This window comes from Binatus sp. (SeqCode), assembly GCF_049584895.1.
Lineage (GTDB): Bacteria > Desulfobacterota > Binatia > Binatales > Binataceae > Binatus.
Genome location: NZ_JBAUYR010000082.1, coordinates 1 through 16,989, shown reverse-complemented (window position 1 = coordinate 16,989; position 16,989 = coordinate 1). Strand labels below are relative to the sequence as shown.

16 protein-coding genes are annotated in these 16,989 nt (G+C 61.8%); 10 read left to right on the top strand and 6 right to left on the bottom strand.

Annotated elements, in window-relative coordinates; genetic code table 11:
- From WB650_RS14550 to WB650_RS14540, 3 genes are all read right to left on the bottom strand, one after another.
- Positions 1-2,460, bottom strand: a complete 2,460-nt coding sequence (locus WB650_RS14550; protein ID WP_422303480.1) for a CaiB/BaiF CoA transferase family protein — start codon at positions 2,458-2,460, stop codon at positions 1-3.
- A gap of 2 nt (positions 2,461-2,462) precedes the next feature.
- Positions 2,463-3,155 (bottom strand): HAD family hydrolase, encoded by a 693-nt coding sequence (locus WB650_RS14545; protein ID WP_422303481.1) that lies wholly within the window; start codon positions 3,153-3,155, stop codon positions 2,463-2,465.
- 62 nt (positions 3,156-3,217) lie between these two features.
- Entirely contained in the window at positions 3,218-5,359 is a 2,142-nt protein-coding gene (locus tag WB650_RS14540) for a transglycosylase SLT domain-containing protein (RefSeq protein ID WP_423960962.1), read from the bottom strand.
- A 98-nt stretch (positions 5,360-5,457) separates the two neighbouring features.
- Between WB650_RS14540 and WB650_RS14535 the strand changes: the two genes are divergently transcribed.
- The 5 genes from WB650_RS14535 to WB650_RS14515 are packed head-to-tail and all read left to right on the top strand — an operon-like array spanning position 5,458 to position 8,269.
- Positions 5,458-6,039 (top strand): Maf family protein, encoded by a 582-nt coding sequence (locus tag WB650_RS14535; protein WP_422303483.1) that lies wholly within the window; start codon positions 5,458-5,460, stop codon positions 6,037-6,039.
- Between the two features lie 5 nt (positions 6,040-6,044).
- Complete coding sequence (locus tag WB650_RS14530) at positions 6,045-6,734, top strand: YggS family pyridoxal phosphate-dependent enzyme (RefSeq protein ID WP_422303484.1); 690 nt, start codon at positions 6,045-6,047, stop codon at positions 6,732-6,734.
- A 39-nt stretch (positions 6,735-6,773) separates the two neighbouring features.
- Complete coding sequence (gene proC / locus WB650_RS14525; protein ID WP_422303485.1) at positions 6,774-7,613, top strand: pyrroline-5-carboxylate reductase; 840 nt, start codon at positions 6,774-6,776, stop codon at positions 7,611-7,613.
- 15 nt (positions 7,614-7,628) lie between these two features.
- Positions 7,629-7,931, top strand: a complete 303-nt coding sequence (locus WB650_RS14520; protein WP_422293138.1) for a YggT family protein — start codon at positions 7,629-7,631, stop codon at positions 7,929-7,931.
- 44 nt (positions 7,932-7,975) lie between these two features.
- Positions 7,976-8,269, top strand: coding sequence for a DUF167 domain-containing protein (locus tag WB650_RS14515; RefSeq protein WP_422303486.1), 294 nt, complete (start codon positions 7,976-7,978; stop codon positions 8,267-8,269).
- Between the two features lie 17 nt (positions 8,270-8,286).
- Here WB650_RS14515 and WB650_RS14510 read toward each other — a convergent pair whose 3' ends face one another.
- On the bottom strand, positions 8,287-8,886 hold the full coding sequence (locus tag WB650_RS14510; protein ID WP_423960959.1) for a hypothetical protein: 600 nt from the start codon (positions 8,884-8,886) through the stop codon (positions 8,287-8,289).
- 358 nt (positions 8,887-9,244) lie between these two features.
- Between WB650_RS14510 and WB650_RS14505 the strand changes: the two genes are divergently transcribed.
- From WB650_RS14505 to WB650_RS14490, 4 genes are all read left to right on the top strand, one after another.
- Positions 9,245-9,634, top strand: a complete 390-nt coding sequence (locus WB650_RS14505; RefSeq protein ID WP_422303488.1) for an FmdB family zinc ribbon protein — start codon at positions 9,245-9,247, stop codon at positions 9,632-9,634.
- Between the two features lie 85 nt (positions 9,635-9,719).
- Positions 9,720-10,670 (top strand): MDR/zinc-dependent alcohol dehydrogenase-like family protein, encoded by a 951-nt coding sequence (locus WB650_RS14500; protein ID WP_422303489.1) that lies wholly within the window; start codon positions 9,720-9,722, stop codon positions 10,668-10,670.
- On the top strand, positions 10,667-12,643 hold the full coding sequence (locus tag WB650_RS14495) for a hydantoinase/oxoprolinase family protein (protein WP_423960956.1): 1,977 nt from the start codon (positions 10,667-10,669) through the stop codon (positions 12,641-12,643). Before WB650_RS14500 ends, WB650_RS14495 begins: the two co-directional genes overlap by 4 nt.
- Positions 12,640-14,205 (top strand): hydantoinase B/oxoprolinase family protein, encoded by a 1,566-nt coding sequence (locus WB650_RS14490; protein WP_422303491.1) that lies wholly within the window; start codon positions 12,640-12,642, stop codon positions 14,203-14,205. The genes WB650_RS14495 and WB650_RS14490 overlap by 4 nt, the downstream gene beginning before the upstream one ends.
- Here WB650_RS14490 and WB650_RS14485 read toward each other — a convergent pair.
- A complete protein-coding gene (locus WB650_RS14485; protein ID WP_422303492.1) occupies positions 14,202-15,431 on the bottom strand; it encodes a CaiB/BaiF CoA transferase family protein in 1,230 nt (409 codons plus the stop codon). The genes WB650_RS14490 and WB650_RS14485 overlap by 4 nt on opposite strands.
- A 98-nt stretch (positions 15,432-15,529) precedes the next feature.
- On the opposite strand from WB650_RS14485, the gene WB650_RS14480 reads away from it, so the two are divergent.
- A complete protein-coding gene (locus tag WB650_RS14480) occupies positions 15,530-15,943 on the top strand; it encodes an NUDIX domain-containing protein (RefSeq protein ID WP_422303493.1) in 414 nt (137 codons plus the stop codon).
- Between the two features lie 13 nt (positions 15,944-15,956).
- Here WB650_RS14480 and WB650_RS14475 read toward each other — a convergent pair whose 3' ends face one another.
- Positions 15,957-16,859, bottom strand: coding sequence for a glycosyltransferase family 2 protein (locus WB650_RS14475; protein ID WP_422303494.1), 903 nt, complete (start codon positions 16,857-16,859; stop codon positions 15,957-15,959).
- Positions 16,860-16,989: the final 130 nt, after the last annotated feature.

The window sequence follows — 16,989 nt, the reverse complement described above, 5'->3', positions numbered from 1 at the left end:
TCAGATCAGCACCTTTGCTTCTTTGAGCCGCGCGATTTCCGCGGCACTATAGCCGAGCAACTTGCTCATCAATTGATCCGTATGCTCGCCGATCATCGGCGCGCCGCGATATTCGAGATCGATCGCGCTGAACCGCACCGGAAGCCCTGGCACTACGCGCTGGCCGACCTCGCCATGCTTCAAGTTCACCAGCATGCTCGATTCCGAAAACGCCGGATCATTTATTACCTCAGGAGTGTTGTAGACCGGCCCCGCAGCGAGATCGCGTGCGCGAAGTTTCGCGACCAGTTCGTCGCGAGCATGCGCGCGGGTGCGCGTCGCGATTTCGCGCTCGAGTTCCTCGACGTTCGCGAGCCGGCCGTACAGTCGCGAGAACTTCGGGTCCGCCGCCATCGACGGCATTCCCAACACCTCGCACAATTTTGCGAATTCGTCGTCACTGGCAATCGCGATCGCGATCCACCTGTCGTCACCGGCGGCAGGAAATACACTATGCGGCGCCATCGACTCGTCGCGATTTCCGATCGCGGCCTGGTCGCGCCCGTTCATCAGAAAATCCATCATCGCTTCCGGCATCATCGTCGTAACCATCTCGGCCATCGACAAGTCGAGGTACTGCCCCTGCCCGGTGCGGTCGCGATAGTGCAGGGCAGCGAGCAGAAAAAACACCATGCCCGTCCCCACCGCGAAATCCGGCCAGGTTCCGCCAATCCCGCAGGGGAACGAATCGGGATAACCTGTTATATGGCACAAACCGGCAAACGCTTGCGTGGTCGGACCGAAGCCCACAGTCCGCGCGAATGGGCCGTCCTGTCCGAGCGGAGTGCCGCTCATCATGATTATGTCGGGTTTGATCTTGACGAGATCGTCGTAGGCGAGATTGTACTTCGCCATGTTGCCTACGGTGTAATTCTCGGTGACGAAGTCGCTCTGCCGGATGATCTTGCGCGCGATTTCCTGCGCCTCGGGCGTCGCAAGATTCAGCGCGAGACTGCGGCGCGAAGAATTGATCGCGTGAAATACTCCACTGCGGTTCGCGCCGATCGATCCGTCGGTGCCGGTCAAATATCGCACCAGGTCAGGCGCACCTGACGTCTCGATTCTGATTACGTCGGCTCCCAGAGCGCCGAGCCACGCGGTCGCGTGTGGGACCGCAAAGATCCAGCCGAAGTCGGCGACGCGAATTCCTTCCAGCGGCTTTTTCAGGAGATTCCTTCGAGCATTTCGGGCGCCGCTTTCGACGGAACGATTCTGGAGTATTTTTTCGTTGTGCTCGCCGAGGCGCGGCGCGCCGCGCACGATTCGCCACGGCGTTCGCGAGAATTTGCACGGAGCACCGGGCATCCGCACTTCGCGCGCCGCGGGATGATCGAGATCGACGAAAAATTTACGCGCCTTGTATTGCTCGTTGCCCGCGACTTCGGCCGGCGAATGCACCGGGAAGCATGGCACGTGCTCCGCCTGCGCCTTCTCGAATGCCTCATTTCGCGTAGTCGTAGATAGCCAGTCGATTACTCCGGCCTCGATCGCGTCGATATTCGAAGCGCGCCCTGAAACTGTGTTGAACAACTCGGTATCCATCCAGTCCGGATGTCCGAGCGCCTTCTTCGCTCCGCGCCAAAAACGATCGGTGCCGGCGTTGAAGCTCACCCATCCGTCCGTGCACGGATAAACCCACTGGGCGGCCCTTTTCTGACGCGAGTACAGCCGCTGGAACGAGTCGGAATTCTTATCTTCATGCGAGTAAAATCCGATGTTGGGGCGAACCATGCTGATCATCGAAAACCACTGCGCGACGTCGACATGCTGCCCCGCGCCATTACTCTTTCGACTATACAGTGCGCACATCGCAGCGGCCGCCGCTGTATAGCCAGTCAAATAGTCAGATTGCCGGCCGCCAAGTTTCAACGGTGGCTGATTTTCGGGATCGGTCACCTGATGCCACGGGGTCTCGTAGCCGACCCCGCTCATGTGGGTGGCGACCAGGTCGCCGCCGCGCAGATTTTTGTAGGCTGACTCGGCGCCGAAAAAAGTTATCGAGACGACGATCAGTTTCGGAAATCGTGCCGTGAGCTTGCGCCAATCGATTCCGAGCTTCTCGTTTACTTCGGGACGATTCGGATTGAACACGATGTCCGCCGACGCGAGCAAATCGAGGACTAGGTCGCGCTCACGCGGATTTTCCAAATCGATCGTCACGCCAAGCTTGTTGGTGTTGAGATAGAGATGGAGGCCGCCGGTTTCGGGGTCGGGCATCTCGTCGCGAAACGGTCCGAGCGCGCGCTCCTGCGATCCGGTTCGCGGCGGCTCGACCTTGACGACCTCGGCGCCGAAATCCGCGAATGACTTCGCCGCCATCGACGCCGCCATGAACGGCATCGTGTCGAGGCATGGCAACTCGACGACCTTCAGGCCTTCGAGCGCGCGCGGCGGTTCTTCGTATTGCTCGAAGCGCGCCATCGCTACACGACCGTTTCAGCTTTCAGGCTATCGATTAGGTCGATCAATTCGGCCATCGAATGAATCACGTGATCGGGTTTGAACACCTGATGCGTCTGCAGATAGTTGAACGACGCCGCTCCGGTGGCGACCGCGACCGACGCGCCGAAACCAGCTCCCAGAGCCGCCATGATGTCCCGCGGCTCGTCGCCGACGTACATGCACGCGCGCGGAAGCACCGCAGCTTTCAGCGCGGTTTGCTTGAGACTCTCGGTCTTGTCGAGCGCGCGCAGCGAGGTCGTGGTCTGCGTCACGACGTGGTCGAGGTACGACGCGAGCCCGACCATCGCGAGCTTCTCGACCAGCCGCTGCGAATCTCCCGGCCTGCTTGTGATCACGCCGGTCGCATAGCCGCGACGCTTGAGCTCGGCGAGAGTGTCCTGCACATGCGGCAAAACTTCGAGCCGTTCGGTCTTGTCGATTTCCGCAAGGAAGTACGCGTATGCAAGCTTCGCGTACTCGGGCCTCAGATGCTCGGGCACTCCGAGCCAGACGTCGTCGGCGGAAAGCGCTTCGCGAAAGCGCTCATGCGTAAGAGGAGGTTCGTGCCCGAGCTCGTCGAGCGCGTTTTTCGCGGCGATATACAACGGTCCGTGGATATCGACCAGGGTGCCATCGAGATCGAAAAAGACCGCTTTGAATTCGCGTGACGCCAAAAAATTCTCCGAGTTTCTCAACCGGAGTGTGCTGAGATGCGGCGCAAGCTGTCAAGCGCGCGCTACGGGTGAGATTGATACAACAGAAGGTACTCGCGGCGGCCGCCGATCACTTTCTTTACGTAGTCGCGCGTCTCTTTGTACTCGATATTTTCGACCCACTCGTCGTCGGCGCCGTGAAATTCAGAGAGCCACTTCGAGACGGCGTTTTCGCCCCCGTTGTACGCGGCGACTACGTGGAACTCGTCGCCGTGAAACATCTCGAACAGATTTTTCAGATACGTGGTTCCCAACCGCACGTTAACCGCGGGATCGTACAGATGAATCGATTCAGTATCCATTCCATTCTGCGACGCCATCTTGCGCGCCGTCGACGGAATCAACTGCATGAGCCCGCGCGCATTTGAGCTCGACGTGGCGTTCGGATTGAACAGGCTCTCCTGCCGGGACAGCGCGAGCACCAGGTAAGGATCGAGCGCGCGTTGGGCGGACGCAGACGAAAAAAGATTCCAGTATGCGCGCGGATAGCGAACGCGCTCGGCGACGTCGTGGCTCAACTGCCCGTTCTTTTCCATATGCGTGGCAGCAACGATCGCGTCGTACCAGGCGTCGGCGTTCGCGTATCCGGCCAGCACGAAATGCCTCATCTCGGTGGTCCCGCCTGCGTGCTCTTCGAGGGCCTTCAGCTCGTCGGGCTCGAGTTCCTTGAGTCCGAGCGCGCGCAGCGTTTGCAGCCGCGCCATGTGGTACTCGGCAACGCCAGTGACCGCGGGAGTTCCGATGGATTGAGGATCGGGCGCGGACGCGGCCGGAAGATCCGGTTTGCCTCCGGCAATTCGCCGGCTGGCGAGCTCGGGATAGTAGTTGCTATCGGTGCTGTCTGCCAATTTTTCGAAAATCGCGCGAGCGCTGCCTGCGTCGCCGGCCTTCTCCAGCGCACGCGCGCGCCAGTACTCGCACATATCGCGATCGATCGGATCTTTCGCTCGCATGCTGGCGCTCTCGAATTCGGGAGCCGCGCTGCGATAGTTGTGCGCGAGATATAGCGTCCACGGAATGCGGAACCGCGCGTCCTCGGCGGCGTCGCTGCGAGGATAACGCGCGGCCAGCCGCCGATACTGCGCGCGGGCGGAATCGAGCTGATGCTGTTCTTCGAAGATTTTGCCTATGCGGAGAATAGCGCCGGGCGCGCGCTCGCTGGCCGGAAAATTCGCGACGAGCCGGTTCAGCGCCGCGCGTGCGAGATCGTATTGATCGTCGTGCCAGTAAATCAACGCGAGCGCTTCCAGAGCCGCCGGCGCGTCCGGTCCGCTTGGCGCGATTTGCAGATACTCGAGAATCGCGCGCTTGGCGCGGTCGGGCTCCGGCTTAAACGCCCGCGCCGTCACCCAAACCAACTCAGCGCGAACCGCAGGCTCGGGACTCATCGCAAGTCCCGCGTTCGCCTGCTCCTCAGCCTCGGACAGTGCGCCCTCGCGCAGCAGCAACTCGGATTCCGCGCGATGGTACGCGAGCGAGTTCGTGTCGGCGACCTCTGGATGCGACGCGAGGATCTCGCGAACGAGAACGCGCGCTTCCGCATCGGTGTCGGAATGCGGATACTTGTCGCGCAGTTCCATCAGCTGCGCGTATGCCGACTTTGGATTTCCGAGCGCGATGAGAGACTTCGCTTCCGCGATGCGCGCGCCCTGCTCTATCGGCGCTTCCGGACCGCGCGCGATCAGCCGCGACGCGACTTCGGATGCCTCCGGGTTGCGTCCGAGGTTCAGCAGGTTGTCCGCCAACATCAACTCGCCCGCATCGATCATCACGCTGTCCGGATATGTCCCGGTGAGCCGGTCAAGTGTCTCAGCGGACGCATTCAGGTCGCCCTGGTCGTGCTGCGCGAGCGCGAGATAAAGCAACGCGTAGTCACCGAGCGCGGGAAAATTATCGGCGGCAAATTTGAGATTGGCGATCGCGCGCGGGTTGTCGTGACTCTTATACGCGCGATATCCGTCGAGGAACGCAGTCTGCCCGTCGGTCGGCGGCGAGAGCGTCGCGGCTCCAGGAGCGGCCGTGGAGGGCTGGGGCACGCCTTGGGCAGATTGAGCAGCCTGCGCGGGAGTGGCTGCCGACTCCGCGCGAGCTGGCGCCGACGCGCATCCGCCAAGCGCAACACACAACACCAGGAGCACACCACCGCACCACCATCTCGTTTTCATCTGATCTTGGTTAGCGCATGGTCGCGGCGGCTTCAATTGGGCTCACCATTTGATGAGGCTTGCGGGAGCACGAGGCGTCTGGCAACAGTCGGAACGCGATGAGTGATTCTATCAAAGTGATTTTAGCGTCGGGGTCGCCAAGGCGGCGTCAATTGTTCGCTGGAGCCGGAATTGAATTCGAGGTGATCGAGAGCATGGTGCCCGAGCAGCATATCGCGGGCGAGCCGGCGCGCGACTATGCGCTTCGAATGGCGCGAGACAAAGCCATCGCAGTTTCGTCGCGCTTCCGCGAAGCGATCGTGATTGGGGCAGATACTATCGTCGTATGCGAAACACAAATTCTTGAAAAACCTGCTGACGCCGCCGACGCGCGCAGGATACTCGCGATGCTCTCCGCGCGCACTCACACGGTCGTGACTGCGTTCGCGGTTGCGCAAGACGGTAAAATTCTCGAGAGCTCGCCGGTCGAGAGCAAGGTCACCTTTCGCAAACTGAGCGGCGCCGAAATCGAGGATTACATCGCCACCGACGAGCCGTTCGACAAGGCCGGCGCTTACGGAATCCAGGGCGTCGGCGGCGGATTTATCTCGCACGTCGAAGGATCGCGCGACAACGTGATGGGCTTGCCGACCGAGCGGGTGGTCGCAGCGCTAGCTCGGCACGGCGTGAAGCGTACTTAGCCAAAATGGCGATCGATTACGCACTCGAAGAGCGGTTGGTTATCGTGCAAGCACGGATCGGCGCGGCTGCTTACAAGGCGGGGCGCGACGCGTCGTCGATTCGGCTTGTGCTCGCGAGCAAGACGCAGCCGAGCGAGGCGATTCGGGCTGCGTGGGAAGCAGGCGCGCGCGATTTCGGCGAGAACTACGTGCAGGAGGCAATCGCGAAGCGGGCAGAGCTTGCGGACCTGACTGACATTCGATGGCATCTGATCGGCCATCTGCAAACTAACAAAGCAAAGACCGCCGCCGGCGCGTTTGAGCTGATCCACAGCGTCGATTCCGTGCGCCTGGCCGAGGCGCTCGCTCGCGCGCAACCTTCCCCGCGTGTTCACGCACTGATCGAAGTGAATCTCGGCGCCGAGGCGAGCAAAACGGGAGTCGCGCCGGAAAAAGTTGCCGCCATTTTGGATGCGGCCCGTGAAAAGATCGAAGTCGACGGCCTGATGACGATTCCACCGCCTACTCGCAGCGCCGAGGGCGCGCGTCCCTACTTCGCGCGGCTGCGCGAGTTGCGCGATCGCCTTGCGACACAATCGGGCTATGCGCTAAGCGAACTCTCCATGGGGATGACGGACGACTTCGAAGTCGCGATCGAGGAAGGCGCGACGATGGTGCGAATCGGTCGCGCAGTCTTCGGCGAACGCATCGCGTGAAACGCGACCAGTGAAAAAGTGAAATCGTAGAAACGTGACATGAAAAAACTTGGATTCATCGGCGGCGGCAACATGGCCGAGGCGCTCGCCCACGGCCTTATCCAGCACAAGGTCTTCAAGCCTGCCGAGATAATAGTGTCCGACGTTGCGCCGGAGCGCCGGCGCAAACTTGCCCGCGCGCTCAAAGTCGCGACCACCGACGACAATACCGAAGTCGTGCGCGAGTCCGTCGCAGTACTGCTGGCCGTCAAACCGCAGACAATCGACGACGTGATGGCGGAACTCGCGGCAGAGCTCGCGAAGGCCAGCAAAAAAACCGCCGGCAAGGGCAAGCTCTTCATCTCGATCGCCGCCGGCATCACGATCGAGCGGCTGACGCGCGGACTGGGCAAGCGCGCTCGAGTGATTCGCGTGATGCCGAATGCGCCCGCGATGGTAGGTCACGGGATGGCCGCGATGGTGCGTGCGCGAGGTGCGTCGCCAGCCGACGAAGCGTTCGCGCTGAAGATTTTCAACGCGGTCGGCGATGCGGTCGCGCTCAAGGACGAAAAGCTGCTCGACGTCGTCACTGCCCTCTCGGGCAGCGGACCCGCTTACGTTTACCTGTTCGCCAAAGCGATGGCGGATGCCGCGGTGAGCGAGGGAATCCCGCGCGAGCTGGCGATCCGCATGGCGCTGAAGACGATTCGCGGCGCCGAACACCTGATGCGCGAATCTAAGCGCGAGGTCGCCGACTTGATTCGCGCCGTCGCTTCGCCCGGCGGCACTACCGAGGCCGCACTTCGCCGATTCGCCGAGAATGGTTTTTCTGATATCGTGGCATCCGCACTGCACGCCGCCAGCGATCGCTCGCGCGAACTTGGCCGCGGAATCAACTAGCGAAAGCGACTTCGCGTGTACGCCTGGACCAACCTGATCATCTTCATTGCGCAGACCCTCGACGGACTGCTGACGCTCTACTTGTACGTCGTGATCATCGCTGCGCTGATGACGTGGATCGAGCCGAATCCCTACAATCCGATCGTCCGCTTCCTCTATTCGGTGACGGAGCCCGTCTTTGAATGGTTCCGCGAGCACATCCCGGTGGTCTTTGGCGGGATCGATTTTTCGCCGCTGATCGTGATTATCGGCATTCAGCTAATCCAGCGCGTCATCATTCCGAGTGCGGTGCATATGCTGATTCCAGCCTACACGTGAGTCCGAGCGGAAACGGAAATCCGCCCGCGGCAGACTCGCCCTGGATGCGAGTGTCTATCGACGAAGTAGTAATCGAGGTGACCGCGCGGCCGGGTGCGTCGCGCCGCGGCGTGATCGGCGTCAGTGACGATCGCCTCGTCATCGCAATACACTCACAGCCCGACAAGGGTAAAGCGAACGACGAACTGATCGAGTATCTCGCCCACGAAATGCGCGTGCCGCGATCGGCCCTGCTGATCGTTCGCGGAGAAACGTCGCGCCGCAAAACGATCCGGGTCGTCACTCACGAACCAATCAAGGTCGCATCTCGACTGAGGAAGATCGCCAACCCAAAGTAGCGTCGCCGGCGCGCGGCTCAGTGGCCGCCGTCGGTGTGCGTCGAACTTGGATTGAAAAAGAGCGGTCCTCCAACCGGCAGTTCGGCGCAGGCTGAAGAGTCTCCCTGGCCTGCCTGCGTAACGAACGCATCACTGGTTTGCTCGATCGGACAGGTGCATGCGGCGAGCGCGATACCATTCTGAGTGCCGTCGCGTGTGCATGCCCAATTCCAACATTGCGAGAACGAATCCTGGGAAGGACAAACCTGCATAACAGATGGCGCGTCTTGCCATGTGCCGGCGATCAGCTGTGGGAACGAGTCCGCGAACTCGAAGGTCGAGTACACGAGATTAGGATTCGACGACGTGCAGCTACCTTTCATATTGCCGCCGTTGAGGTCTGCGACGTTGTCGCCCACGATAATCGGACATTCGCATGACGCGGCCGAGTACTTCTTGCCCTGGTTATTCTTCACGAAGCCGCCGGTGGCGACGCAGGTGGACGCGGCGCACAACGCGAACTCGGTATTTTGACAAATCGTGAGTTGCCGAGATTGTTTCGAGGACGCTGCCCACGCCGAACCTGTCGCGAAGATCGAGATAGCGCATACGAGCGCCGTCATGGTGTTACGTTTCACTGGAGCCCTCCCAAATGACTGTGCGATTTTGATCTGGACGTATGGCGGTAATTGCAGATGCCGTGCCGGAGCGGTTGCGTGCTTAGGTTGGCGGTCTCGCGCAAGCGTGCAATCGAATGACGACCTCGCGACATCGCTTACTCGCCAAGAGGACATCGAGTGACACACTCTTGAGTAAGTGGCAGCGGTTTCGAGTGCATCATCGATACGTCAATTCAGCAAATCGAAGCCGCGACTGCTAATTTCGCGAGGCGAATCGAAGGCGAACAATGTCCCGTTCAGTTGACTGCGTAACATTTGGTGGTTAGCTAGAGTGTAACGAAGCTCGAATTTAACAATCAGCAGTCTCGGTTTTGCGATGCCAATCTACGAATACAAGTGCAACAAATGCGGCGTGTTCGAAGCGATGCAGGGAATCAAGGAAGCCCCGCTCAAAAAGTGCCCGACGTGCAAGAGCAAGGTCGAGCGTCAAATGTCGCGCGGCTCGTTCATTCTGAAAGGCAGCGGATGGTACGCGACCGACTACGCCAAAAAGAGCACGCCGAGCGGCACGGACTCGGATTCGGCATCGACCACAGAAAAGCCTGCAACCAACGGCACGACGGCATCGTCGAGCGACGCGTCGTCGAAGCCGGCCACCGAATCGAAGCCTGCAACGGAATCAAAATCGTCGTCGACTGAGTCGAAAAACCCATCGCGCTCGAAACCGTCGTCGGAAAAATCGGTCTCGGCAAAGGCCGCCGACTGATCGTTTTCAACAACTGAATTAAAAACCGCGTTGAGCCGTGGGGTAGCCGACCCTGCGGCTTTTTTGTTTGAATCGGGCGCACCTTATGCGCGCGCTGGTATTCGATCGCGAACTGGAATTTCGCAGCGACCATCCGAATCCGGTCATGAGTCCGGGCGAGAGCATCGTTCGCGTCTCGCTTGCGGGTATTTGCGGGACCGACCTCGAGATCGCGCGCGGCTACATGCAATATCGCGGCGTGCCGGGTCATGAATTCGCAGGCCGCGTGGTCGAATCGCAAAGCTCGGCACTCCGGGGAAAACGCGTGGTTGGCGAGATCAACGCCGGATGTGGCCGATGCGCGATGTGCTCCGCCGATCTCGCGCGACACTGCCCCAATCGCACAGTGCTCGGAATCCTCGGGCGCGACGGCGCTTTCGCGGAGTACCTCAGGCTCCTCGACGTCAACCTGATTCCGATTCCCGATTCGATACCCGACGACCTCGCGGTGTTCGTCGAGCCGCTCGCGGCGGCGTACGAGATTTTCGAGCAGACTCATCTTGCGCGAAATCAAACGATAGTGGTTCTCGGCGATGGCCGTCTCGGCGCGCTGATCGCGATGACCCTCAAGGGCGAGAAGTATCTGCCGATCGTAGCAGGACATCATCGGGAGAAACTCGCGCGGTTGGTCGAACTCGGACTCGAGACCGCCGAAGAATCTGCTCTGCGCGATAAATTCGACGTCGTGATCGATTGCACCGGAAACGAATTCGGCCTTCGCCGCGCGATCGAACTGGTCCGCCCGCGCGGAAGGATCATATTGAAGAGCACCGGGGCAGCCGCGGCTGAGATCAACCTGGCACCGATCGTCGTTAATGAAATCACTGTGATCGGCTCGCGATGCGGCCGCTTTCAGCCCGCGCTCGACGCGCTCGCGACAGGCAAAATCGATCCGCGTCCGCTGATCGACGGCACCTTCCCGCTCGCCGATGGCATAGCCGCCTTCGAAGCCGCGAAGAATCCGCTCAATTTCAAAATTCTACTGAGAGCGTCGTGAACCGGAGTAGACGCGCGCCGATACTGGTCGGAATCGACACCGGCGGCACGTTTACCGACCTCGTCGCGATCATCGGCAACGAAATTCGCGTGCACAAAGTGCTCTCGACACCGGCCGATCCTGCCGACGCTGTCATCCGCGGCCTCCACGAGATGCTGGCCGATGCGCGGCCGGAGTCCGTCACCTACAGTTCCACAGTCGCGACCAACGCATTGCTCGAGAAGAAAGGCGCGCGCGTCGCACTGTTCACCAACGCCGGCTTCGAAGACCTGATCGAGATAGGTCGCCAGAATCGCGACGACCTGTACGCGCTGGCACCGTCGCGGCCCGAGCCGCTCGTCACTCGCGCGATGCGCTTCGGTGTCGCCGAGCGCACTCTGTTCGACGGCAGCATTGTCAAATCGCTGAGCCGCGCGGAGTTGGCGCGAATCCGCCGGCTCGCGGCACGCAGTGGCGCGGAGGCATTCGCCCTCTGCCTGCTTCATTCATACGCGAATCCCAAAGGCGAGGAGTCGATCGCGCGGGCGCTCACGCCACTTGGAAAGCCGCTTTCGGTGTCGCATCGCATTCTCGCCGAGTACCGCGAATACGAGCGCTTCTCGAGTGCGGTGGTGAATGCGTACGTCGCGCCGCGGATGTCGTCGCATCTGAAAAACCTCGAAACTCGTCTCGGAGGCGCGCACCTTCGCGTCATGCAATCCAACGGCAGCGCGATCGGCACCGAGCTGGCCCGCGCAGAGCCGGTGCGAACGATTCTCTCCGGTCCCGCGGCGGGCGTGATTGGTGCGGCGAGCCTCGCGCGCGCATTTGGCACCGATCGTTTCATCACGTTCGACATGGGCGGGACCTCGACCGACGTCTCGCTGTTCGATCGCCGCGCGCGAATCCGCACGCTGAGTCATCCCGACGGCTACGCGGTGCGCACGCCGGTGATCGACATTCACACCGTCGGCGCAGGCGGCGGCTCGATCGCGCGAATCGACGCCGGCGGTTCGCTTCGCGTCGGCCCGGACAGTGCAGGCGCGGATCCTGGACCCGCATGCTACGGGCGCGGCGAGTTGTGCACCGTGACCGACGCCGACCTTGTCGCGGGGAGATTGGTCGCGGCGAATTTCCTGGGCGGGCAGATGAAGCTCCATCCAGATCGGGCAGCGCGCGCTGTATCGCGAGTAGCTCGCGAGATGAAGACCAATTCGCTGACGGCGGCGCGCGGAATCATTCGCGTCGTCAATGCCAACATGGAGCGCGCGATTCGCGTGATCACGGTCGAACGCGGCTTTGATCCGCGCGACTTCGCGCTGCTGGCGTTCGGCGGCGCCGGCCCGATGCATGCCTGCGAGCTGGCGCTGGACCTGGGCATCCGGAGAATCGTGATGCCGCGAAATCCCGGCCTGCTGTGTGCGTGGGGCGCATCGAGCGCTCCCCTGGGGCGCGAGTATTCGCTGACAGTGCGCGCGACGAATCCGAGCTATCGAAATTTGCTCGCACGCGCCGCGGGACTGATCCGTCGCGCGCGCGCCGAACTGGCCGCTGAAGGAGCGCGCGCGATTCGGCACGAGCTATGGGCCGATATGCGCTATCGCGGGCAATCGTACGAACTCGAAATCCCGCTCGCGCCGCAATTCATCGCCGACTTTCATTCGACGCATCGCCGAACTTTCGGACATTCCAACTCGGACGCCGCCGTCGAAGTTGTGAATATCCGCGTCCGTGCAGTCGGCGGAGAATCGATAGCGAAGGCGAAACGAATCGCTCGCCAGACGGGGAAGCCAACGCCGATTTCAAGCGGGCGAGTGCTGGTCGATGGCCGTGAACGCACGGTCCCGATTTACGATCGAGACACGTTTGGCGCTGGCGCTCGCGTGCGGGGCCCGGTCATCGTCGTAGAATTGAGTTCCACCGCCTACGTGTCTCCGGAATTCGATTTGCGCGTCGACGACTTCGGCAATCTGCAACTGGAGGCGACGCGATGAAGCTCGATTCGATCACGCTGGCGGTGATGAATAATCGCCTAGCCGCGATCGCCGACGAGATGGGCGTAGTGCTTGGACAGACGGCGTTCTCACCCAACATCAAGGAGCGGCACGATTTTTCCTGCGCGATTTTCGACGCGCGCGGCGAGCTGGTCGCACAGGCCGCGCACATCCCGGTGCATCTCGGCTCGACACCGCTCTCGGTGCGCGCGGCAATCTCGAACCTCGATCTCGAGCGTGGTGACATCGCGGCGCTCAACGATCCGTTCAACGGCGGAACCCATCTGCCCGACCTGACGTTGGTCGCGCCGGTATTCATCGGCAATGAGCGCCGGCCATTCGCCTACGCGGCCAATCGCGCCCATCACGCCGATATTGGCGGAATCGCGCCGGGATCGATGGCGCTCGCGACGGAAATCTACCAGGAAGGTTTCCGATTGCCGCCGGTGAAAATTGTGACGCGCGGCGAGATCGCTCGCGACGTGATGACGCTATTTCTGGCCAACACGAGAGTCCACGAGGAGCGCGAAGGCGATCTGCGCGCGCAAATCGCCGCGCTCTCGGTCGGGTCGGAGCGCCTGCTCGCGACCGTGAAAACATCGGGCCGCAAAACCGTCGAAGCTGCGATGGATGGGCTGAAGGAATACGCGGCTCGCCTGATGACTGCTGCGCTCGGCGAGCTTAAGCCCGGAACTTATCGCGCGGAAGATTTTCTCGACGATGACGGATTCGGCACCGGTCCGATTCCGATTCGCGTCGCGATCAAGATTGGCGGCGGCAAGGCGCTCGTCGATTTCACCGGCTCGGCGCCGCAAGTCCGCGGCTCGGTCAACGCGAATTACGCAATCACGTTATCTGCGACATTCTATGTGATGAAGTGCCTCGCGACCGAGGATGTCCCCGCCAACGAGGGACTGATGCGTCCGATCAAGCTCGTCGCGCCTCCCGGCTCGATCGTCAACGCGTTGGCTCCTGCAGCGGTCGCGGGCGGAAACGTCGAGACCTCGCAGCGGATTGTCGATGTGCTTTTTCGTGCGCTCGCCAAGGCCGCGCCGAATCGAATTCCGGCAGCGAGTTCGGGCTCGATGTCGAATCTCACGGTCGGCGGCTTCGACCAATTTCGCGACCGGCATTTTTCCTACTACGAAACGATCGCCGGCGGCGCGGGCGCGGCGAAGGATCGGCCCGGTGCGTCCGGCATCCACACGCACATGACCAACACGCTCAACACGCCGATCGAAGCGCTCGAGGCCTACTACCCGATGCGAATCACCGAGTATCGAATCCGGCGCGGCTCCGGTGGGACTGGGCGCGCGCGCGGCGGCGACGGACTGATTCGTGAGCTCGAATGCCTGGTCGATTCGAACGTGAGCGTGCTGACCGAGCGGCGGAAAATCGCGCCGTACGGACTTGCCGGCGGAGGGCCGGGCGCGACCGGCAAAAATATTCTTGTGCGCGGAACGCGACACAGCAGCTTGCCCGGCAAAACGAATATCGACTTGAAGGCGGGCGATCGCATTCGAATCGAGACGCCCGGCGGCGGCGGATGGGGCCGACGCTAGACGACGCCGCTATCGCGCAGCCGCTTGCGTGCGTCGCCGTCGATTCCCAGCTCCGCGAGGATCTCATCTGTATGCGCTCCCAGAGCGGGCGCGCCGGTTCGTATTCGCGTCGGCGTGCGCGAGAACTTCGCCGCCGGCCCGGTGATCGGCGCGGGCTTGCCGTCTTCCTGCTCGACTTGCTGGAGCATATCGCGCTCGAGAGTGTGCGGGCATCGAGCAGCTTCCGCGTAAGTTCTGACCTTGGCGCATGCGATTCCCTCTTTCGCGCACTCGTCGACGGCCTGTTCGACTGTGCGTGACGCGCACCACTCGGCGAACATCGCGTCGCATTCTTTGCGATTGCCCATCCGGCCCGGCATCGTCGTGAAGTCGTCGCGGTCTGCAAGATCGTGGCGTCCCGCCATTCGCGCCAGCACCTTCCAGTGCGTATCGAGCAGCACGCCCGCCATCACGAGCCCGTCGCGGCATTGGTACGTGTTGGCCGGGACCGAGAACGGAAACTCGTTGCCCCATCGCTTGATTTCGAGGTCCATCGCGCCCAGCGTCAGGTTGCCGTTGGACTGAAACAGCATCGCGTCAAGCATCGCGACGTCGACATGCTGCCCTTCGCCGGTGCGATCGCGATGACGCAGCGCCGCGAGCGCCCCGATCGCGCCATGCAATCCGCCGAGATCGTCGCATAGCCAGGTCGGCGCTTTGGTCGGCGGTCCGTCGGGGCTGCCATTAATCGAAACGAACCCGCCCATTGCCTGCGCGAGCGGATCGTACGCTACGCGATCGTGAATCGGGCCGAACTGCCCGTAGCCGCTGATCGACACGTAGATAATATCGGGCTTCACCGCGCGGACGTGATCGTAACCGACGCCCCACTTCTCGAAAGTGCCGGGACGAAAATTCTGCACGATGATATCGGAACGCGCTGCGAGCTTCAGAAAAATTTCGCGGCCTTCGTCGCGGCGAAGATCGAGCGTCAGGCTCCGCTTGTTGCGATTCACCGTCGCTTGCGCATATCCGATTTGCTTGTCATGCCCCGGCAACGCCGGCGGTATGCGCCGCGCGACTTCACCCTCGTGCGCTTCAACCTTGACGACGTCGGCGCCAAGGTCCGCGAGCATGCACGAGCACATCGGGCCGGCCCAACTCGTGGTGGCGTCGATCACGCGAATGCCGTCGAGGGGCCCGGTCAAGTCGCGCCGCGCGTCGCGATAGAACTCAGATTTTTCCATGCGCTCGTCCTCCAAACGCTCGAATCGTACTGCGGGACCAGCCCACGCGACAAACGCGGAAGTGGCGCCTCGGCATTCGGCTCGCTAGTTTGATCACGATGGCGGAGCAGCAATTCTATGTCGGCATCCATGGCGTAATCGCAAGTCGCGGACGAATCCTGGTGCTCAAGCGCGCGCCGGTGATGATCTACCAGCCTGGGAGCTGGGATTTGCCCGGCGGTCACATTGCGCTCGGCGAGAGTTTTGAAGACTGCCTGCTGCGCGAGGTCAAGGAGGAAACCGCGCTGGACGTCGTGATCGACCGGTTGCTGGGATTGCACAGCACGGTTTCGGAGCCATACTTGCAGGCGCTCTACTCCTGCCGCCTCACAGTTTTTCAGAACGTGAAACTGCGGGCCGACGAACACGTCGAGCATCGATGGGTCACGCTGGACGAGCTTGCGAGCCTCGACCTGATTCCTTATCTCGCGTCGATTCTGAAACGCGGGATGTTGAGTTACGTGAAGGGATAGACGCGGCGCGGCGCTATCTCGCGATCAAGCGACCACGCCAGTAGCCGAAAAAATTCGCGCATTCGAGTTCGTGATAGAGCGTGCGCTCGGAATCGCCGCGCACCGCCGCGGCTGCCATCCGGACGCCGTTGCGCACCAGCTTGTCCAGGCGATTGTGATTTTGCAGTCCCGCAAACGCAGTGCCCATGCCGAAGGCGAAGCTCTTGCGCCGCAGATACGCGCGCGTCATCCGCTCCGGCGGGATCATATGATTCACGATCGCGCTCGGAACAAAGCCGATCGTGCCGCCCCGCGCCAATATTCGTGCGAACAGCTCGGTATCCTCGCCGGAGATAGGATTGCCGCCGACCACGCCGAGGTCCTCGCGAAATTTTCCGAAACGCTCGAACGCAGACCGCTTGAATCCCACATTGGCGCTGAAATAGTTGTCCAGCCGCTCGGCAGATGACACCGGCGCCGACTCGATTGCACGACTATCGTGGACTGCGAGCTTGACCCACAGGCTCGGCCCGAGCCACTTAGGCGGTGTCGACGACCATCGCGGGAGAACCATCCCGCACGCTGCATCGAGGTCGCGCCGCCGCATGTCATCGAGCAGGTCGGCGGCCCAATCGCGCTCAGCGACCGCATCATCGTCGATAAAGAAAATGTAGTCCGATGTGGTCTCGTCCACCGCGCGATTTCGGGCGAAGCTCGAACCCGGGCGCGGCTCGAGGACTCGCCGCATCGGAAGCGCAGCACTGCGCGCGAAGTCGTCGACTACTGCGGCGGTGTTGTCAGTCGACGCATTGTCGATGACCAGGCAGTCGGCCTCGACGTCCGCCGGTATCGCGAGCGCCGAGACGCTCGCGAGCATGTCGCGCACAAGCGCTGCGCGATTGTGTGTTGGGATCGCGATTGTGAGCTTGACTGTCAATGCGTTCGCGCGCGCTATGCGCGCGCAACATCATAATACCGGACTGCGCCTCGCACCGGACACTTGTGGCGAGGCACAGTTCTCCCTGACGCGGCGATTCGCCGCGTCAGTGGCTCGCCGCGCCCGCAGG